Source organism: Pseudomonas sp. FR229a (genome assembly GCF_030209115.1).
In the GTDB taxonomy this organism is placed as follows: domain Bacteria; phylum Pseudomonadota; class Gammaproteobacteria; order Pseudomonadales; family Pseudomonadaceae; genus Aquipseudomonas; species Aquipseudomonas moraviensis_A.
In genome coordinates this window covers 85,735-105,777 of the sequence record NZ_JARVSP010000006.1, presented here as the reverse complement: position 1 = coordinate 105,777, position 20,043 = coordinate 85,735, and the positions used below count along the sequence as shown (strand labels likewise).

The 20,043-nt window shown below is 60.8% G+C and carries 16 protein-coding genes; 12 read left to right on the top strand and 4 right to left on the bottom strand.

Annotation, left to right across the window (positions count from 1 at the left end):
* The first annotated feature begins 302 nt into the window (after window positions 1-302).
* The 4 genes from QRN33_RS04955 to QRN33_RS04940 all read left to right on the top strand — a co-directional run bounded on the left by QRN33_RS04955 (window position 303) and on the right by QRN33_RS04940 (window position 5,131).
* Complete coding sequence (locus tag QRN33_RS04955; RefSeq protein ID WP_042609199.1) at window positions 303-785, top strand: MarR family winged helix-turn-helix transcriptional regulator; 483 nt, start codon at window positions 303-305, stop codon at window positions 783-785.
* Window positions 775-2,244: an efflux transporter outer membrane subunit gene (locus QRN33_RS04950; RefSeq protein WP_285407437.1), complete on the top strand. Its 1,470-nt coding sequence runs from the start codon at window positions 775-777 to the stop codon at window positions 2,242-2,244. Before QRN33_RS04955 ends, QRN33_RS04950 begins: the two co-directional genes overlap by 11 nt.
* 15 nt (window positions 2,245-2,259) lie before the next feature.
* The gene (locus tag QRN33_RS04945; protein WP_042609201.1) at window positions 2,260-3,462 is read left to right on the top strand and encodes an HlyD family secretion protein; all 1,203 of its coding nucleotides are present in this window, start codon (window positions 2,260-2,262) and stop codon (window positions 3,460-3,462) included.
* Window positions 3,463-3,601: 139 nt separating this feature from the next.
* The gene (locus tag QRN33_RS04940; protein WP_042609202.1) at window positions 3,602-5,131 is read left to right on the top strand and encodes a DHA2 family efflux MFS transporter permease subunit; all 1,530 of its coding nucleotides are present in this window, start codon (window positions 3,602-3,604) and stop codon (window positions 5,129-5,131) included.
* A gap of 186 nt (window positions 5,132-5,317) precedes the next feature.
* On the opposite strand, the gene lpxH is transcribed toward QRN33_RS04940, so the two are convergent.
* Window positions 5,318-6,064, bottom strand: coding sequence for a UDP-2,3-diacylglucosamine diphosphatase (gene lpxH / locus QRN33_RS04935; RefSeq protein WP_227972616.1), 747 nt, complete (start codon window positions 6,062-6,064; stop codon window positions 5,318-5,320).
* Entirely contained in the window at window positions 6,061-6,567 is a 507-nt protein-coding gene (locus QRN33_RS04930; protein ID WP_064363699.1) for a peptidylprolyl isomerase, read from the bottom strand. The genes lpxH and QRN33_RS04930 overlap by 4 nt, the downstream gene beginning before the upstream one ends.
* Before the next feature lie 251 nt (window positions 6,568-6,818).
* Here QRN33_RS04930 and QRN33_RS04925 point away from each other — a divergent pair, with 251 nt between their 5' ends.
* A complete protein-coding gene (locus QRN33_RS04925) occupies window positions 6,819-8,516 on the top strand; it encodes a glutamine--tRNA ligase/YqeY domain fusion protein (protein WP_252873049.1) in 1,698 nt (565 codons plus the stop codon).
* Window positions 8,517-8,534: 18 nt separating this feature from the next.
* Entirely contained in the window at window positions 8,535-9,917 is a 1,383-nt protein-coding gene (cysS, locus tag QRN33_RS04920; protein ID WP_285407436.1) for a cysteine--tRNA ligase, read from the top strand.
* Between the two features lie 204 nt (window positions 9,918-10,121).
* Here the strand turns inward: cysS and QRN33_RS04915 are convergent, their stop codons facing one another.
* Window positions 10,122-11,960, bottom strand: coding sequence for a sigma-54-dependent Fis family transcriptional regulator (locus tag QRN33_RS04915; protein WP_285407435.1), 1,839 nt, complete (start codon window positions 11,958-11,960; stop codon window positions 10,122-10,124).
* Window positions 11,961-12,324: 364 nt separating this feature from the next.
* Between QRN33_RS04915 and QRN33_RS04910 the strand changes: the two genes are divergently transcribed.
* The 6 genes from QRN33_RS04910 to QRN33_RS04885 are packed head-to-tail and all read left to right on the top strand — an operon-like array spanning window position 12,325 to window position 18,277.
* On the top strand, window positions 12,325-13,419 hold the full coding sequence (locus QRN33_RS04910) for an ABC transporter ATP-binding protein (RefSeq protein WP_016775291.1): 1,095 nt from the start codon (window positions 12,325-12,327) through the stop codon (window positions 13,417-13,419).
* Window positions 13,419-14,531: an ABC transporter ATP-binding protein gene (locus QRN33_RS04905; protein WP_016775290.1), complete on the top strand. Its 1,113-nt coding sequence runs from the start codon at window positions 13,419-13,421 to the stop codon at window positions 14,529-14,531. Before QRN33_RS04910 ends, QRN33_RS04905 begins: the two co-directional genes overlap by 1 nt.
* Window positions 14,528-15,394 carry a carbohydrate ABC transporter permease gene (locus tag QRN33_RS04900; RefSeq protein WP_007961995.1) on the top strand — a complete coding sequence of 289 codons (867 nt, stop codon included), beginning with the start codon at window positions 14,528-14,530 and terminating at the stop codon, window positions 15,392-15,394. The genes QRN33_RS04905 and QRN33_RS04900 overlap by 4 nt, the downstream gene beginning before the upstream one ends.
* 9 nt (window positions 15,395-15,403) lie before the next feature.
* The gene (locus QRN33_RS04895) at window positions 15,404-16,204 is read left to right on the top strand and encodes a carbohydrate ABC transporter permease (protein ID WP_024013421.1); all 801 of its coding nucleotides are present in this window, start codon (window positions 15,404-15,406) and stop codon (window positions 16,202-16,204) included.
* Window positions 16,205-16,214: 10 nt separating this feature from the next.
* Window positions 16,215-16,487: a DUF2160 domain-containing protein gene (locus tag QRN33_RS04890; RefSeq protein WP_038861868.1), complete on the top strand. Its 273-nt coding sequence runs from the start codon at window positions 16,215-16,217 to the stop codon at window positions 16,485-16,487.
* Window positions 16,488-16,534: 47 nt separating this feature from the next.
* Window positions 16,535-18,277, top strand: coding sequence for an ABC transporter substrate-binding protein (locus QRN33_RS04885; RefSeq protein ID WP_042609208.1), 1,743 nt, complete (start codon window positions 16,535-16,537; stop codon window positions 18,275-18,277).
* Window positions 18,278-18,577: 300 nt separating this feature from the next.
* Here the strand turns inward: QRN33_RS04885 and nuoN are convergent, their stop codons facing one another.
* Window positions 18,578-20,041: an NADH-quinone oxidoreductase subunit NuoN gene (nuoN, locus tag QRN33_RS04880; RefSeq protein WP_024013420.1), complete on the bottom strand. Its 1,464-nt coding sequence runs from the start codon at window positions 20,039-20,041 to the stop codon at window positions 18,578-18,580.
* Window positions 20,042-20,043 lie beyond the last annotated feature (2 nt).

Genomic DNA, 20,043 nt, shown 5'->3' with positions numbered 1-20,043 from the left:
AGCGCATCTGCTCATTTCAACCGAGTCGCACCCTTCGCGAGCAGGCTCGCTCCCACAGTTGGAATGCGTTCCCCTGTAGGAGTGAGCCTGCTCGCGATGAGGCCATCAGCCGCGCCATTGATGGTGGATGAAAGGACGCCATCGCGAGCAGGCTCGCTCCTACAGGGGAATGCATTCCAGCGCCTCTGCATCGCTAAAACGTAACTAATTACCAAGCCCCCTAACTATTGCGTTGACATTCGCTGCCTAAGCAGTAACATCTCGACATACATTCACTGCCTAGGCAGTCATCAGGTCGACATATGAAGCATTTCACTCCGGAAGAATTCAAACACTGCCACCTCGGCCTGTTGCTCGGCCGGGCCGCGTTGCTCAAGGACCGGATCATCGACACCCACATGGAACCCCACGGCATCACCGCCGCGCAGTTCAAGGTGTTGATCATCATGGCCCAGTTCGGCGTCGACACCCCGGCCGAGCTGTGCCGGCATCTGTCGCTCGATAGCGGTTCGATGACGCGCATGCTCGATCGTCTCGAGCAGAAGGCTTTTCTGCTTCGTCAGCGCAGCGAAGGTGACCGGCGTCAGGTGCAGCTGAAGCTGACCGAGCAGGGCCAGCAACTGGCCGATCGCCTGCCGCACATCGGTGCCGATGCGATGAATGAACTGGCCGGCGCGATCTCCCGCGACGAGCTGAAGACCCTCGAATACATCCTCAAGAAAATCCTCCTGGCCGCCGGTGACCCGATCACCGTCCAGCGTTTGGGTGAACACAATGAACGCTAACATCATGCGCAGCAGCCTGACGCTGCTGCTGTCGGCGATGATCCTCGCCGGTTGCGCCAACTACAGCGGCCTCGACACCGAAGGCCAGCGCCTCGACGCGGCACAGTTGAAGACAGCGCAGTCTCTGCAAGGCGTGACCCTGTCACCGGCGGCATGGCCGAAAAGCGACTGGTGGAGCAGCCTCGGCGATCCGCAGCTCGATGGTCTGATCCGCGAAGCCCTGCGCGACAGCCCGGACATGCAGATCGCCGAAGCCCGCGCCCATCAGGCCAGTGCCGCCGCGTATGCCGCCGATGCCGAACGCTATCCGACCCTCGACGCCAGCGCCGGCATCAGCCGTTCGCGTCTGGCCCGGGATCAGGATCCGCGAGGGCAGGGCGGTGCCTATGCGACGGTGCGCAATGTCAGCGCCGGCTTCAATTACAACTTCGATTTGTGGGGCGGTCAGCGCGATGCCTGGGAAGCCGCACTCGGTGAGGCGCGCGCTGCTGAAGTCGACCGTCAGGCCGCCCAGCTGACCCTCGCCGCTGACGTCGCCCGTGCGTATAGCGATCTCGGTCAGGCGCACATCGTTTACGACCTCGCCAGCGAGGACCTCAAGCGCACCCGGCAAATGCTCGACCTCAGTCAGCGCCGCTTGAGTTCGGGGATCGACAGCCAGTACCAGTTCCAGCAAACCCAGAGTCTGGAAGCCAGTTCCCAGGCCAGCTTGATCGACGCGGAAAAACGCCTGAACAGCGCGAAAATCGCCTTGGCGGTATTGCTCGGCAAAGGCCCCGATCGCGGCAACGAGATCGCCCGACCGAAAGTCCTGCAAGCCAGTGCCGTGGCGGTGCCGTCGGTGTTGCCGGCGGAACTGCTCGGCCGCCGCCCGGATCTGGTCGCGGCGCGCTGGCGTGTCGAAGCGGCGAGCAAAGATATCGACGCGGCGAAAACCCGCTTCTATCCCAACCTCAACCTGTCGGCTTCGGCCGGGGCGGAGTCATTGCTGGGTGATGCGATGTTCGGTTCCGCCAGCCGCTTCTTCAGCATTGCGCCGACCGTATCGCTGCCCATTTTCGATGGCGGACGCCTGCGCGCCAGCCTCGATGCGCGCGACGCCGATTACGATCTGGCGGTGGCGCAATACAACAAGAGCCTGGTCAAAGCGCTCGGCGATGTCGGCGACACCATCAACCAGTTGCGTGATATCGGCCGGCAGATCGGCGCGCAGCAGCACGCTACCGACATTGCCCAGGATTCTTACAACACGGTCGTCCAGCGTTACGGTTCCGGCATCGGCAACTACCTGGACGTGCTCAGCATCGAGCAGCAATTGCTCCAGGCCCAGCGTCAGCTGGCGACCCTCAATGCCGAGCAGATCGACCTGTCGATTCAACTGATGCAAGCGCTGGGCGGCGGCTTTCAGGGTGAAAACCTGAACGCAGCCAACGCCAGCCCAGCCTCGTCGCACTACTAATTCAAGGTATTTGTCATGGCCACTGCCGAAAACACCCAAGCTCCAGACAACACCCCGGACACCGGCAACCCGCGCAAACGCAAGGTGATGCTGCTGGCCCTCGCCGTGGTCGTCCTGCTCGCCATTGCCGGCGTCTGGGCCTATCACGAATTCATTGGGCGCTTTAACGAAAGCACCGACGATGCCTACGTCAACGGCAACGTGGTGGAGATCACGCCGCTGGTCACCGGCACCGTGGTCAGCATCGGCGCCGACGACGGTGATCTGGTCCACGAAGGCCAGGTGCTGGTCAACTTCGACCCCAACGATGCCGAAGTCGGCCTGCAAAGTGCCAAGGCCAAACTGGCGCGCACCGTGCGTCAGGTGCGCGGTTTGTACAGCAACGTCGACGGCATGAAAGCCCAGGTCAACGCGCAGCAGGCCGAAGTGCAGAAAGCCCAGGACAACTACAACCGCCGCAAAAATCTCGCCCAGGGCGGGGCGATTTCCCAGGAAGAACTGTCCCACGCCCGCGACGACCTGACCTCGGCGCAGAACGCACTGGCCAACGCCAAACAGCAACTGAAAACCACTAGCGCACTGGTCGACGACACCGTGGTTTCGTCGCACCCGGACGTGATGTCGGCGGCTGCCGATCTGCGTCAGGCCTACCTGACCAATGCGCGCAGCACTCTGATCGCGCCGGTCACCGGTTATGTCGCCAAGCGCACCGTGCAACTCGGTCAGCGCGTGCAGCCGGGCACCGCGTTGATGGCGGTGATTCCGCTGGATCAGCTGTGGATCGATGCCAACTTCAAGGAAACCCAACTGCGTGACATGCGCATCGGCCAGCCAGTGGATATCGAGGCTGACATTTACGGCAGCGACGTGAAATACAGCGGCACCGTCGACAGCCTCGGCGCTGGTACCGGCAGCGCGTTTGCCTTGCTGCCGGCGCAGAACGCCACCGGTAACTGGATCAAGATCGTCCAGCGCGTGCCGGTGCGGATTCACATCAATGCCGAAGAGCTGGCCAAACACCCGCTGCGTGTCGGTCTGTCGACCAATGTCGAAGTGAATCTGCACGACCAGAGCGGCCCGGTGCTGGCCCAGCAACCGCCGCAAAAAGCCTCGTTCAGCACTAATGTCTACGAGCGCCAACTGGCTGAAGCGGACGCGATGATTGCCCAGTTGATTCACGACAACAGCGCAGCAGCAGGCAAGACCGCGCAGCGCTGATCTGCACGGACCTTGTAGGAGTGAGCCTGCTCGCGATAGCGGTGTGTCAGTCACCGATGATGTCGACTGTTATACCGCCATCGCGAGCAGGCTCACTCCTACAGGGGTGTGGTGTCCATTAGGTTCCATAGGATTCACAATGAGCAATAACGCTTCTTTCACGCCGCCCAGCCTGTTGCTCAGCACCATCGGCCTGTCGCTGGCGACGTTCATGCAAGTGCTCGACACGACCATCGCCAACGTGGCGTTGCCGACGATTTCCGGCAACCTCGGGGTGAGCTCGGAGCAGGGCACCTGGGTGATCACTTCGTTCGCCGTGAGCAACGCGATCGCGTTGCCGCTGACCGGTTGGCTGAGCCGCCGCTTCGGCGAGGTGAAGCTGTTTCTGTGGGCGACGATGCTGTTTGTGCTGGCGTCGTTTCTCTGCGGTATCTCGACTTCGATGCCCGAGCTGATCGGCTTTCGTGTGCTGCAAGGCCTGGTCGCCGGGCCGCTGTATCCGATGACGCAGACGCTGTTGATCGCGGTCTATCCGCCGGCAAAACGCGGGATGGCCCTGGCCTTGCTGGCGATGGTCACGGTGGTCGCGCCGATTGCCGGCCCGATTCTCGGTGGCTGGATCACCGACAGTTACAGCTGGCCGTGGATCTTCTTCATCAACGTGCCGATCGGCATCTTTGCGGTGATGGTGGTGCGTTCGCAACTGGCGAAACGGCCGGTGGTCACCAGTCGCCAACCGATGGATTACGTCGGCCTGATCACCTTGATCATTGGCGTCGGCGCATTGCAGGTGATCCTCGACAAAGGCAATGATCTGGACTGGTTCGAGTCGAACTTCATCATTGTCGGCGCGGCGATTTCCGTAGTGGCGCTGGCGGTGTTCGTGATCTGGGAAATGACCGACCGCCACCCGGTGGTCAACCTGCGCCTGTTTGCCTATCGCAACTTCCGCATCGGCACGCTGGTGCTGGTCTTGGGTTACGCCGGTTTCTTCGGGATCAATCTGATCCTGCCGCAGTGGCTGCAGACGCAAATGGGCTACACCGCAACCTGGGCCGGTCTGGCCGTTGCGCCGATCGGTATTCTGCCGGTGCTGCTGTCGCCGTTTGTCGGCAAGTACGCGAACAAGTTCGACCTGCGTTTGCTGGCCGGGCTGGCATTTCTGGCGATTGGCTTGAGCTGCTTTATGCGCGCAGGATTCACCAATGAGGTGGACTTCCAGCATATCGCGCTGGTGCAGTTGTTCATGGGCATCGGCGTGGCGCTGTTCTTCATGCCGACCCTGAGCATTCTGATGTCGGACTTGCCGCCGAGCCAGATTGCCGATGGCGCTGGCCTGGCGACGTTTTTGCGGACACTGGGCGGCAGCTTCGCGGCGTCGCTGACCACCTGGATCTGGATTCGCCGGGCCGATCAGCATCATGCCTATATGAGCGAAAGCATCAGCACCTTCGAGCCGGCGACGCGCGAGACGTTGAACGCGCTGGGCGGGGCGAGTCAGTCGGCGTATGCGCAGATGGACCAGATCCTCACGAGTCAGGCGTACATGTTGTCGACCGTGGATTACTTCACGCTGCTGGGGTGGGGATTCATGGGGTTGATTCTGATCGTCTGGCTGGCGAAACCGCCGTTTGCCGCCAAAGCCGGGCCGGCCGCTTCGGGGCACTAAGATCAGGATCAAAAGCCCCTCACCCTAACCCTCTCCCGGAGGGAGAGGGGACTGGCCGCGGTGGATGTTCGATATACATCGACGTGCCAGACTTCAGTCGAACTCAGGTTTGAATAGCATGAAGATCGGCTCCCTTTCCCCCTCGCCCCCCTGGGGGAGAGGGCTGGGGTGAGGGGGTAGCGATCTTCAGCCGTGCGGCAAAGCCAGTGGCGGGGCGAAGTCGAACGGGGCCAATGCGTACCCGCTCTCATCCACCTGCAACGCCCAACCCTGACGATCCCAATCCCCCAGCACAATCCGCTTCGCCGCCTGTTCACCGAGCTGCAGCTTGTGAATCGCCGGACGGTGGGTGTGGCCGTGAATCAGGGTTTTCACGCCATATTCCTGCATGATCCGCGGAATTTCCTCAGGCGTGACATCGACAATGTCATTGGCCTTCATCCGCGTCTGCGCCTTACTCTCGCTGCGCAGCTTGCGCGCCAGTTTGTGGCGGCTGCGCAGCGGCAGGTGACGGAGGATGAACAGGGTGATCGGGTTGCGCAGGTAGCGGCGCAGCTTCATGTAGCCGACGTCGCGGGTGCACAGGCTGTCGCCGTGCATCAGCAGCACCGGCTCGCCGTAGAACTGCACGACACTCGGATCCTTCAGCAATGTGCAGCCGGCCTGTTTGCAGAAGGCCTTGCCGAGCATGAAGTCGCGATTGCCGTGCATGAGAAAGATCGCCGTACCGCTGTCGCTCAAATCGCGCAGGGCCTGGCAGATGGAACGCTGAAAGGGCGTCATGGCGTCGTCGCCAATCCACGCCTCGAAGAAGTCGCCGAGGATGTACAACGCACTCGCAGTGCGGGCGCGTCCGGCGAGCAAATCCAGAAACGCCCGGGTAATGTCCGGGCGCTCCTCTTCCAGATGCAAGTCTGAAATCAGCAGTATCACGCTGCGATGATCTCGGCTTTCTCGATGATCACGTCTTCTGCGGGTACGTCCTGGTGGCCGGCCTTGGAAGTGGTCGACACGCCTTTGATCTTGTCGACAACGTCGGTGCCCTGGGTGACTTTACCGAATACCGCGTAGCCCCAGCCCTGCACGTTCTTGCCGCTGTGGTTGAGGAATGTGTTGTCGGCGACGTTGATGAAGAACTGTGCCGAAGCCGAATGCGGCTCCATGGTGCGGGCCATGGCGACGGTGTATTTGTCGTTGGAAAGACCGTTGTCCGCTTCGTTCTGGATGCTTGGGCGCTTGTCTTTCTTTTCTTTCATGCCAGGCTCGAAACCGCCGCCCTGGATCATGAAGTTACCGATGACGCGGTGGAAAACAGTGTTTTCGTAGTGACCGGCCTTCACGTACTCGATGAAGTTGGCAACGGTGATCGGCGCCTTTTCAGCGTTCAGTTCGATGACGATCTCGCCATGGTTGGTGGTCAGTTTGACTTGAGTCATGGTCATTACTCTTCATAGGGAATTCGTGGTTCTGGGACCTTCAGCCCCACAACCGTTTCAGCCTGCTTCGGCCAAGGTGCGCAGTTTAGCGTGACAGGCGCGAATTTCGAGGCGGTTTTTCATTTCCCGGCGATTAAATGCATGCCTTTATCGGGCCTGCTCTGTCAGGCCCTTGACAGCATCGGCTATGATAGCGGCTTTGTTTTGTCTGGCCCCTCTTTGCGGCCGCGCACCTGTACGTCAAGGATCCTATGAGCAAGCCCACTGTCGACCCTACCTCGAATGCCAAGTCCGGCCCTGCCGTGCCGGTCAACTTCCTGCGGCCGATCATCCAGGCAGACCTGGACTCGGGCAAGCACACCCAGATCGTGACTCGCTTCCCACCGGAGCCCAACGGCTACCTGCACATCGGCCACGCCAAGTCGATCTGCGTCAACTTCGGTCTGGCCCAGGAGTTCGGCGGCGTCACGCACCTGCGTTTCGACGACACCAACCCGGCCAAGGAAGATCAGGAATACATCGACGCGATCGAAAGCGACGTCAAATGGCTGGGCTTCGAATGGTCCGGTGAAGTGCGCTACGCCTCGCAGTATTTTGACCAGTTGCACGACTGGGCCGTCGAGCTGATCAAGGCGGGCAAGGCCTACGTCGACGACCTGACCCCGGAGCAGGCCAAGGAATACCGTGGCAGCCTGACCGAGCCGGGCAAGAACAGCCCGTTCCGCGACCGCACCGTGGAAGAGAACCTCGACCTGTTCGCGCGCATGAAGGCCGGTGAGTTCGCCGACGGCGCCCGCGTGCTGCGCGCGAAGATCGACATGGCTTCGCCGAACATGAACCTGCGCGACCCGATCATGTATCGCATCCGCCACGCTCATCACCACCAGACCGGTGACAAGTGGTGCATCTACCCGAACTACGACTTCACCCACGGCCAGTCGGACGCCATCGAAGGCATCACCCATTCGATCTGCACCCTCGAGTTCGAAAGCCATCGTCCGCTGTACGAGTGGTTCCTGGAGAACCTGCCGGTGCCGGCGAACCCGCGCCAGTACGAGTTCAGCCGCCTGAACCTCAACTACACGATCACCAGCAAGCGCAAGCTCAAGCAACTGGTTGACGAGAAGCACGTCAATGGCTGGGACGATCCGCGCATGTCCACGCTGTCGGGCTTCCGCCGCCGTGGCTACACGCCGAAATCGATCCGCAACTTCTGCGAAATGATCGGCACCAACCGTTCCGACGGCGTGGTCGACTTCGGCATGCTTGAATTCAGCATCCGCGACGACCTCGACCACAGCGCACCGCGCGCGATGTGCGTGCTGCGTCCGCTGAAAGTGGTCATCACCAACTACCCGGAAGGCCAGGTCGAAAACCTCGAACTGCCACGCCACCCGAAAGAAGACATGGGCGTGCGCGCGCTGCCGTTCGCCCGGGAAATCTACATCGACCGCGAAGACTTCATGGAAGAGCCGCCGAAGGGCTACAAGCGCCTGGAACCGGCCGGTGAAGTGCGTCTGCGCGGCAGCTACGTGATCCGTGCCGACGAAGCGATCAAGGACGCCGACGGCAATATCGTCGAACTGCGTTGCTCGTACGACCCGGACACCCTCGGCAAGAACCCGGAAGGGCGCAAGGTCAAAGGCGTGATCCACTGGGTGCCGGCCGCCGCCAGCGTCGAGTGCGAAGTACGTCTGTACGATCGCCTGTTCCGTTCGCCGAACCCGGAAAAGGCCGAAGACAGCGCCAGCTTCCTCGACAACATCAACCCTGACTCGCTGCAAGTGCTGACCGGTTGTCGCGCCGAGCCATCGCTCGGCAACGCACAGCCGGAAGACCGTTTCCAGTTCGAACGCGAAGGCTACTTCGTCGCGGATCTCAAGGACTCGAAACCCGGTCAGCCGGTATTCAACCGTACCGTGACCCTGCGTGATTCGTGGGGCCAGTGAGTGAGTCAAGGAACTAACGTGCTAACGATCTACAACACGCTCACCAAGAGCAAAGAAGTCTTCAAGCCGCTGGATGGCAACAAGGTGCGCATGTACGTCTGCGGGATGACCGTGTACGACTACTGCCACCTCGGCCACGGCCGCAGCATGGTCGCGTTCGACCTGGTGACGCGCTGGTTGCGCTTCAGCGGTTATGACCTGACCTACGTGCGCAACATCACCGACATCGACGACAAGATCATCAATCGCGCCCGCGAGAACGGTGAATCGTTCGAAGCGCTGACCGAGCGCATGATCGCCGCGATGCACGAAGACGAAGCGCGCCTGAATATCCAGAAGCCGGACATGGAACCGCGCGCCACCGATCACATCGCCGGCATGCACGCGATGATCCAGACCCTGATCGACAAGGGCTACGCTTACGCCCCGGGCAACGGCGACGTGTACTACCGCGTCGCCAAATTCATGGGCTACGGCAAGCTGTCGCGCAAGAAGATCGAAGACCTGCGCATCGGCGCACGCATCGAAGTCGACGAGTCGAAGGAAGACCCGCTCGATTTCGTCCTGTGGAAAGCCGCCAAACCGGGCGAGCCGAGCTGGGAATCGCCATGGGGCGCCGGACGTCCGGGCTGGCACATCGAGTGCTCGGTGATGTCGACCTGCTGCCTCGGTGAGACTTTCGACATTCATGGCGGCGGCAGCGACCTGGAGTTCCCGCACCACGAAAACGAAATCGCCCAGAGCGAAGCGGCCACCGGCAAGACCTACGCCAACGCGTGGATGCATTGCGGGATGATCCGTATCAATGGCGAGAAGATGTCCAAGTCCCTGAACAACTTCTTCACCATCCGCGACGTGCTCGACAAGTACCACCCGGAAGTCGTGCGTTACCTGCTGGTGTCGAGCCACTACCGCAGCGCGATCAACTACTCGGAAGACAACCTCAAGGACGCCAAGGGCGCACTCGAGCGTTTCTACCACGCATTGAAAGGTCTGCCGTCCGTGGCGCCGGCCGGTGGCGAAGCGTTCGTCGAGCGTTTCACCACGGTGATGAACGACGACTTCGGCACCCCCGAGGCCTGCGCCGTGCTGTTCGAAATGGTGCGCGAGATCAACCGTTTGCGTGAGAGCGATCTCGCTGCGGCGGCGGGTCTGGCGGCACGTCTGAAAGAGCTGGCCAGCGTTTTGGGTGTGTTGCAGTTGGAGTCCGATGACTTCCTGCAGGCGGGCGCTGAGGGGCGTGTCGATGCGGCTGAAGTGGACGCACTGATTGCCGCGCGTCTGGCGGCACGTGCGGGGAAGGATTGGGCTGAGTCCGATCGTATCCGTGATCAGCTCACGGCGATGGGTGTGGTGCTGGAAGACGGCAAGGGCGGGACGTCCTGGCGTCTGGCTGACTGAGCAAGAGGCCAAAAAGCCCCTCACCCTAACCCTCTCCCGGAGGGAGAGGGGACTGACCGACGTGTCTTTCGCTATACGCCGACCTGAACGATCGGGTCGATTATGGATTCGGTGAAGCCAGATCAGGTCGGCGTATCTCTCGAATATCCCCCAATCGGCCCCCTCTCCTCGGGGAGAGGGCTGGGGTGAGGGGAAGGGGTGTACTCAGTTGCCAATCTGCCGCAACCGCTTGTAAAGCGTATTCCGACTCACCCCTAACCGCCGCGCCAGGTGCGAAATATTCCCCCCGGCCGCTTTCAACTCGCGATTCAACGCCTCGACATCATTCAAATCCAGCCCCAGCGGCGGCGCCGTCTCCACCGGCTCCATCTCCAGATCGACAAAAAAATCATCCGGCAAATGCTCCGGCCGCACCGGTTGTTCCTCGGCCATGGCCAGCGCCACCTGCATCACGCTGCTGACCTGACGCAGATTTCCCGGCCACGGATGCTTCTCGAACAGCTCCAACACCTCCGGGCTCAACCCCGCCCATTGCGTAGGCTCGCGATGCTGCTCCCACAGCCGTTTGAACAGCGCCTGCTTGTCACTGCGCTCGCGTAACGGCGGCAGCTCCAGGGTCAGACCGCCGATGCGGTAGTACAAATCCTCGCGAAAGCGGCCCAGTTGCACCTGCTCGCGCAACGATCGATTGGTCGCGGAGATAATTCGCAGATCAACCGCGAACAACTCGCTGCTGCCCACCGGTTGCACGCAACGTTCCTGCAACACCCGCAACAAGCGCGCTTGGGTCGGCAGCGGCATATCGCCGATCTCGTCGAGAAACAGCGTGCCTTTGTCTGCCCTGCGGATCAGGCCGATGCTGCCTTTCTGATTGGCGCCGGTGAAAGCGCCTTTCTCGTAGCCGAACAATTCCGACTCCACCAGTTCGGCGGGGATGGCTGCGCAGTTCACCGCGATGAACGCCTGTCTACTCCGCGAGCTGGCCTGATGCAGGGCATTGACAAAGACCTCCTTGCCGACGCCAGTTTCGCCATGGATCAGCAGCGGAATATCTTTTTCCAGCAAACGCTCGGCCTGACGCACGGCTTTTTCCACGCGGCTGTCGCCGAAATGCAGAGTATTGAGGCTGATTACACTGGCTGGCGCAGGCTGGTCCTCGGCGACAAACACCCGCGCTTGCACCGGCGCTTGTTTCGGCCGTTTCAACAAACATTGAAAACGGTTGCGCCCGGAAGTCTGCAAAGCAAACGGCATCCCCTCGGGCTGATTGATCAACTCCAGCAGCGACACCTTGAACAGGCTCTCGACGCTGACCCGTGACAGACGCACACCAAGCAGATTGTCGGCGCGGCGATTGGCCGAGAGCACCTGGCCGCTCTCATCGAAAATCAGCAACCCGGCCCATTGGCTGTCGAGGTTGTTCAAGCCGGTGTTGAAGGTGAGCTGAAAGTGCTGGCCATGGAACAGGTTGAGGATCAGCCGGTTCTCCACCGTCTGGCTCATCATCTTGACCATGCCCAGGGTGTGGGAGGGCGGCAGGTAGCTGTCGCTGGACACATCGAGCACGGCGATGACCTTGCGCTCGGCGTCGAAAATCGGCGCAGCGGAACCGGTCATGAAACGGTTGGCCTTGAGAAAATGTTCATCGTGTTCGATGTGCACTGCCTGCTCACAGGCCAGTGCGGTGCCGATCGCATTGGTGCCGCTGCTGCGCTCCATCCAGCTCGCCCCGGCCTGAAAACCCCGGGCGAGAGTCGGTTCGATAAAGCGCTGCGTGCCCCACGAGGTCAGCACCTGGCCCTGGTTGTCGGCCAGCATGATCAGGCAGTTGGAATTGCTGAGGATGTTTTCGTAGTAGGGCAGGACTTCCTGGTGCGTGGTCTGCACCAGCGAATGATGACTGTCGAGCAACTGCGCAATGCCGGCGGCGGGCAATTGATCGAAGGCGGGGGTGCTCTGGTGGTCGAGGCCGAACGCGCGGCAACGTTGCCAGGAGGTCTGGACGATCGCGTCGTGGGACAGCGGCGAAGCAGGTGCGGCCATGGGGGCGAGCCTCTGAGTGCAGCGATTTTATTATTGTTATGGGGTTCACCTTCCCCCGTAGGAGCTGCCGAAGGCTGCGATCTTTTGATCTTGATCTTGATCTTGATCTTGATCTTGATCTTGAAAATCAAAGTCAAAAGATCGCAGCCTTCGGCAGCTCCTACATGGGTGTGAACAGTGCATAGAGTGTTGTTCACTATTGTTCATTGTCAATCACCCCGACTGTTCAAAAGTGTTCAGCTGTGAACGCCATTTCCTCGGGTAATCAGCGATTTTCACGGCAAATCAGACACTTGCCATTTCTGGCACGAATGTCGCTCTGTTGCTCCGGTCGCTTGACTTCAAAAATAACAAAGGCCGAGCCATGTCACTCACCCTGGAGCACGTCAGCCGCACCGTCGAGGGCCAGATCTGGATCGACGATGCGTGCCTGAAATTCGAACCCGGATCCTTCAACGTTCTGCTCGGGCGCACCCTGTCCGGCAAGACCAGTCTCATGCGCCTGATGGCCGGCCTCGACAAGCCCGACAGCGGCCGCGTGTTGATGAACGGCGTCGACGTCACCCAGCGTCCGGTGCGTTTGCGCAACGTGTCGATGGTCTATCAGCAGTTCATCAATTACCCGACCATGACGGTGTTCGAGAACATCGCCTCGCCACTGCGTCAGGCCGGCATTTCCAAAGAAATCATCCACAGCAAGGTGCAGGAAACCGCACGCATGCTGCGCATCGAGAAGTTCCTGCAGCGCTACCCGCTGGAACTCTCCGGCGGACAGCAACAGCGCACGGCCATGGCCCGCGCACTGGTCAAGGATGCCGAACTGATCCTCTTCGACGAGCCACTGGTCAACCTCGACTACAAGCTGCGCGAAGAGCTGCGTCAGGAAATGCGCGAGCTGTTCAAGGCCCGCCACACCATCGCCATCTACGCTACCACTGAGCCCAACGAAGCACTGGCCCTCGGCGGCACCACCACCATCCTGCACGAAGGCCGGGTGATCCAGAGCGGGCCGTCGACCGAGGTCTATCACCAGCCGCAATCGGTGCTCGCCGCTGAATTGTTCTCCGAGCCGCCGATCAACCTGATGCCGGGGCGCATTGCCGGCAACGAAGTCAGTTTTGCCAACTTCGTCCACTTTCCGCTGAACGTCGATCTGCGGCCGGTGGGCGAGGGCGAATTCCGTTTTGGCGTGCGCCCCAGCCATATCTCGCTGGTGCCGAGCAACGATGACGATCTCGAACTGGCGGTGACCGTCGAGGTCGCCGAGATCAGCGGTTCGGAAACCTTCCTGCACGTGCGCAACGAGCATTTCCTGCTGGTGCTGCACTTGCCGGGCGTTCATGAATACGACGTCGATGCGCCGATCCGCATCTATATCCCGACCCACAAACTGTTCGTTTTCGATGCGCAGGGCCGTCTGGTGCAAGCACCGGGCCGGCGTGTCGCGAGGGTTGCCTGATGGCCGAAATCCGTTTGCAGCACCTCGCTCACAGCTACAGCAAAACCCCCAGCGGCGCGGAGGATTATGCGATCCGCGAGATGGATCACGTCTGGGAGCAGGGCGGCGCTTATGCTTTGCTCGGCCCGTCCGGTTGCGGCAAGTCGACTTTGCTCAACATCATTTCCGGCCTGCTCAGCCCCTCCCAGGGCCATGTGTTGTTTGACGGCAAAGCGGTCAACGACCTGACCCCGGAGAAGCGCAACATCGCTCAGGTTTTCCAGTTCCCGGTGGTCTACGACACCATGACCGTGTTCGATAACCTTGCTTTCCCCCTGCGAAATCAGGGCATGGCCGAGGCGAAAGTGCACAGCAAGGTGCAGGAAATTGCCGAGGTGCTCGACCTGCAGAATCTGCTGAGCAAGAAAGCGCGCAACCTCACCGCCGACGAAAAGCAGAAAGTCTCCATGGGCCGTGGGCTGGTGCGCGACGACGTTTCGGCAATCCTCTTCGACGAGCCGCTGACGGTGATCGACCCGCACCTGAAGTGGAAACTGCGGCGCAAGCTCAAGCAGATCCACGAGCAGTTCAACATCACCATGGTCTACGTCACCCACGATCAACTGGAAGCCTCGACGTTCGCCGACAAGATCGCGGTGATGTACGGCGGCCAGATCGTCCAGTTCGGTACGCCACGGGAATTGTTCGAGCGGCCGAGCCACACCTTTGTCGGCTATTTCATCGGCAGCCCGGGGATGAATCTGATCGAGGTGCAGCCGCAGCCCGGCGGCGTCGGTTTCGCCTCGACGCACCTGCCGTTGTCCGACGCCTTGCAGCGCCATATCGAGCACGGCCAGTGGAAAAATCTCAAGGTCGGCATCCGTCCCGAGTTCATTCATGTGTGGGATGAGCCGTTTGACGACGCAATGCAGGCAAAAGTCGTACACGTCGAAGACCTCGGCACCTACAAGATCATGACCCTCAACCTCGACGGCGCACCGTTGAAGGTACGTCTGGCCGAAGACAAACCGGTGCCGCAGGGTACGGCGTACATCAGTTTCCCGGCGCAGTGGCTGATGGTCTATGCCGATGAATTTCTCCTGGAAGTCAGTGACGAGGAGGCGCAGCCATGAACAAGGTGCAGAACAATAAAGCCTGGTGGCTGGTGCTGCCGGTGTTCCTGCTGGTGGCGTTCAGTGCGGTGATCCCGATGATGACCGTGGTCAACTACTCCGTGCAGGACATCTTCGACCAGTCCAGCCGCTACTTCGTCGGCGCCGACTGGTACAAGCAAGTGCTGCTCGACCCGCGTCTGCATGATTCGCTGCTGCGCCAGTTCATCTATTCGGCCTGCGTACTGTTGATCGAGATCCCGCTGGGCATCGCCGTCGCCCTGACCATGCCGACCAAGGGCCGCTGGTCCTCGGTGGTGCTGATCATTCTGGCGATTCCGCTACTGATTCCGTGGAACGTGGTCGGCACCATCTGGCAGATCTTCGGGCGCGCCGACATTGGCCTGCTCGGTTCCAGCCTCAATGCGCTGGGCATCAGCTACAACTACGCGGCCAACACCATGGACGCCTGGGTGACCGTGCTGGTGATGGACGTCTGGCACTGGACTTCGCTGGTCGCGCTGCTGTGTTTCTCCGGGTTGCGGGCGATTCCCGACGTGTATTACCAGGCCGCGCGCATCGATCGCGCCTCGGCCTGGGCGGTGTTCCGCCATATTCAGTTGCCCAAGCTGAAAAGCGTGCTGCTGATCGCGGTGATGCTGCGCTTCATGGACAGTTTCATGATCTACACCGAGCCGTTCGTGCTCACCGGCGGCGGGCCGGGTAATGCCACGACTTTCTTGAGTCAGACCTTGACGCAGATGGCCGTAGGGCAATTCGACCTCGGTCCGGCAGCGGCGTTTTCGCTGGTGTACTTCCTGATCATCCTGTTGGTGTCCTGGCTGTTCTACACCGCCATGACGCACTCCGACGCCAACCGCTGAGGCCCGGCCATGAGCAAGAAAAAGCTTATTCCGTTGCTGGTGTACATCCTGTTCCTGCTGGTGCCGATCTACTGGTTGCTGAACATGTCGTTCAAGAGCAACACCGAAATCCTCGGCGGCCTGACGCTTTTCCCACAGGATTTCACGCTGGCGAACTACAAGGTGATCTTCACCGATCCGAGCTGGTACACCGGCTATTTGAACTCGCTGTATTACGTCAGCCTCAACACGGTGATTTCCCTGAGTGTGGCGCTACCGGCGGCTTACGCGTTTTCACGCTATCGTTTCCTCGGTGACAAGCATCTGTTCTTCTGGCTGCTGACCAATCGCATGGCGCCGCCGGCGGTGTTCTTGCTGCCGTTTTTCCAGTTGTATTCGTCGATCGGCCTGTTCGACACGCATATCGCTGTGGCCTTGGCGCACTGCTTGTTCAACGTGCCGCTGGCGGTGTGGATTCTTGAAGGCTTCATGTCCGGGGTGCCCAAGGAGATCGACGAAACGGCCTACATCGACGGCTACAGTTTCCCGAAGTTCTTCGTGAAGATTTTCATCCCGTTGATCGGTTCCGGCATCGGTGTCACGGCGTTTTTTTGCTTCATGTTTTCCTGGGTCGAACTGCTGCTGGCGCGCACGCTGACCTCGGTCAACGCCAAGCCGATTGCCGCGGTGATGACGCGCACGGTGTCGGCGTCGGGGATCGATTGGGGCGTGCTGGCAGCGGCGGGGGTGTTGACCATCCTCCCGGGCATGCTGGTGATCTGGTTTGTGCGCAACCACGTGGCCAAGGGCTTTGCCCTCGGTCGAGTCTGAGGAACAGATGATGGAATGGATGAGCTGGACGACACCGACCGCCGCGTTCTTCATCGGCATCGGTCTGATTCTGGTGGGCATGACCACCTGGGAATTGCGCTCGCCGAGCATTCTGCGGCGCGGGTTTCTGCCGATTGCCACCACCCGTGGCGATCGCTTGTTTATCGGTCTTCTCGGCAGCGCCTACCTGCACTTGCTGGTAATCGGCGTCACCGACTGGAGCATCTGGGTGGCGTCCGCGTTGTCCCTGGTGTGGCTGTTGGCTGTGATGCGTTGGGGCTAGTCGAATCGTTCGGCAACGCGGCTCCACAACTTAAACAGGAGGTCTCTATGTTCGATAAAAACAATAAGCTGCGACATAGCATTTCATTGGCAGCCATGCTGGCACTCAGCGGTTTGAGCGCATCTGCCTGGGCCGACGCCTATGAAGATGCGGCGAAAAAATGGATCGGCAGCGAGTTCAAGCCCTCGACCCTGACGGCCGAACAGCAGCTCGAAGAATTGAAGTGGTTCATCAAGGCGGCCGAGCCGTTTCGCGGCATGGACATCAAGGTCGTTTCCGAGACCCTGACCACCCACGAATACGAGTCCAAGGTACTGGCCAAGGCCTTCAGCGAAATCACCGGGATCAAGCTCACCCACGACCTGCTGCAGGAAGGCGACGTGGTCGAGAAAATGCAGACGGTGATGCAGTCGGACAAGAACATCTATGACGGCTGGGTCAACGACTCCGACCTGATCGGTACGCACTTTCGCTACGGCAAGACCGAATCGATCACCGACCTGATGGCCAACGAGGGCAAGAACTTCACCTCGCCGACCCTCGATATCAAGGACTTCATCGGCATCTCGTTCACCACCGCGCCGGACGGCAAGATCTATCAATTGCCTGACCAGCAATTCGCCAACCTGTACTGGTTCCGTGCCGACTGGTTCGAACGTGCAGACCTGAAAGCCAAGTTCAAGGAAAAGTACGGTTACGAGCTGGGTGTGCCGGTGAACTGGTCGGCCTATGAAGACATCGCCAAATTCTTCAGCGAAGACGTCAAGGAAATCGACGGCAAACGCGTCTACGGCCACATGGATTACGGCAAGAAAGACCCGTCGCTGGGCTGGCGCTTCACCGATGCCTGGTTCTCCATGGCCGGTGGCGGCGACAAGGGCATCCCCAATGGCTTGCCGGTGGACGAGTGGGGCATCCGCGTCGAAGATTGCCACCCGGTCGGCTCCAGCGTTACCCGTGGCGGCGACACCAACGGCCCGGCGGCGGTGTTCGCCACCACCAAATACGTCGACTGGCTGAAGAAATACGCGCCACCGGAAGCGGCCGGCATGACTTTCTCCGAGTCCGGTCCGGTGCCGTCGCAGGGCAACATCGCCCAGCAGATTTTCTGGTACACCGCGTTCACCGCCGACATGACCAAACCGGGCCTGCCGGTGGTCAACGCCGACGGCACGCCGAAATGGCGCATGGCGCCATCGCCACGCGGGCCGTATTGGGAGGAGGGCATGAAGCTCGGCTATCAGGACGTGGGCTCGTGGACATTCATGAAGTCCACGCCTGAGAAACAGAAACTGGCGGCCTGGCTGTACGCGCAGTTCGTCACCTCGAAAACCGTGTCGCTGAAGAAAACCATCGTCGGCCTGACGCCGATTCGCGAGTCGGACATCAATTCGCAAGCGATGACCGATCTGGCGCCGAAACTCGGTGGTCTGGTCGAGTTCTACCGCAGCCCGGCCCGCGTCCAATGGACCCCGACCGGCACCAACGTGCCGGACTATCCGCGTCTGGCGCAACTGTGGTGGAGCCACATCGCCGAAGCCGCCAGCGGCGAGAAGACCCCGCAACAGGCGCTTGATGGTTTGGCCAAGGATCAGGACGCGATCATGACCCGTCTCGAACGCTCCAAGGCCCAGGCCACTTGCGCGCCGAAGATGAACCCGGAGCGCGACGCGCAATACTGGTTCGACCAGCCGGGCGCACCGAAACCGAAACTGGCGAACGAGAAGCCGAAGGGTGAAACCGTGAGCTATAGCGAACTGCTGAAATCGTGGGCGGATGCGCGTAAGTGATAGTGGAAGTGTGAAAGGCGAACGGCACCGGAAGGTGCCGTTTTTTTGCTGCCTGATCTGCCGCTTTCGCGAGCAGGCTCGCTCCCACAGGGATTTTTGGTGCCACCGATCTTGAGTAGCCTGATCCAATGTGGGAGCGAGCCTGCTCGCGAAAGCGCTGGGTCAGACGGCGGATTTTCAACTGACATGACACCATCGCGAGCAGGCCCACTTCTACAAGGGTTTGCGATGCACCCGGGTACAAACAAAAAACGGCACCCGAAGGTGCCGTTTTCATGTGTAGCCAGACCCGCCAGGCAATCAGCCCGCCAGACCCGCCTGTTGTACCAGCACCAGCAACGGCTGCGGATACACACCCAGGAAGAACGCGACCAGGGCGATGGCCAGCAGCATCACGCCACCTGCCTTCTGTTCCCAGTGCAGCTGGGCGTCGTGGCGACGCAGGTTTGGCTCGATCAGGTACAGGGTGACCATCACGCGCAGGTAGTAGAAGACGCCGATGGCGCTGCCCAGCACCAGTGCGCCGACCAGCCACCACTGACGCGTTTCGACGCCGCTGGCGATGATGTAGAACTTGCCGATGAAGCCAGCGGTCAGCGGAATACCGGCCAGGGACAGCATCATCACAGTCAGCACGGCGGTCAGGTACGGACGGCGCCAGAACAGGCCGCGGTACTCGTACAGCGCGTCAGCGTCGCGGCCGTTGTACGGCGAGGACATCAGAGTGATCACGCCGAACGCGCCGAGGCTGGTGATCACATAGGTGACCAGGTACACGCCGATGGCTTCCACCGCCAGACCCTTGCTCGCCACCAGTGCGATCAGCAGGTAGCCGAAGTGCGCGATGGACGAATAACCGAGCAGACGCTTGAGGTTGCTCTGGGTCAGGGCCAGCAGGTTACCGAACAGGATCGAGGCAACTGCGATCACGCTGAGCACATCGCTCAGCACGCCACTGCTGGCGGCAGGGGAGAGCTGGAACAGACGCACCATCACCGCGAACACGGCAACCTTCGAAGCGGTCGCGAGGAACGCGGCTACCGGCGCCGGAGCACCTTCGTAAACGTCCGGCGTCCACAAGTGGAACGGAACCAGCGACAGCTTGAACGCCAGACCTATCAGCATCATGCCCAGGCCCAGTTGCGCCAGCGGGCTAGGCAGACCGGTCGCGGCCAGGGCCTGACCGATGCCGACGAAGCTCAGCGAACCGGCGTCGGCGTACAGCAGCGCCATACCGAACAGCAGGAACGCGGAACCGGCGGCCGACAGCACCATGTACTTGATGCCGGCTTCCAGCGAACGCTTGTTGAAGAAGGCGTAAGCCACCAGACCGTAGACCGGTACCGAGAGCAATTCCAGACCGATGAACAAACCGGCCAGATGTTGCGCGCTGACCAGGACCAGACCACCGGCGGCGGCCATCAGGATCAGCAGGTACAGTTCTTCGCGATTGCCCGGGTAACCCGAACCGCCATCACCGAGGTAGGCGTGGGCGAGGGTGACGCAGGCGAGGGTGGCAACCAGGATCATCGCCATGTACAGGCAGGCGAAGGCATCGATCTGCAGCAATGGGGTCACGGCCAGAGGCGCGACTTTCAGGGCCGGCAGGATCGACAGCAGGGCCAGGTTCAGACCCGCCACCGAAATCAGGAAGGTCTGCGAGTGGTTGCGGCGCCAGGCGATTGCCAGCATCACCACGATAATGGTGAGGCTGGTGATCAACAGTGGCGCAAGCGCAATAAAGTGTTGAATCGTGAATTCCATAG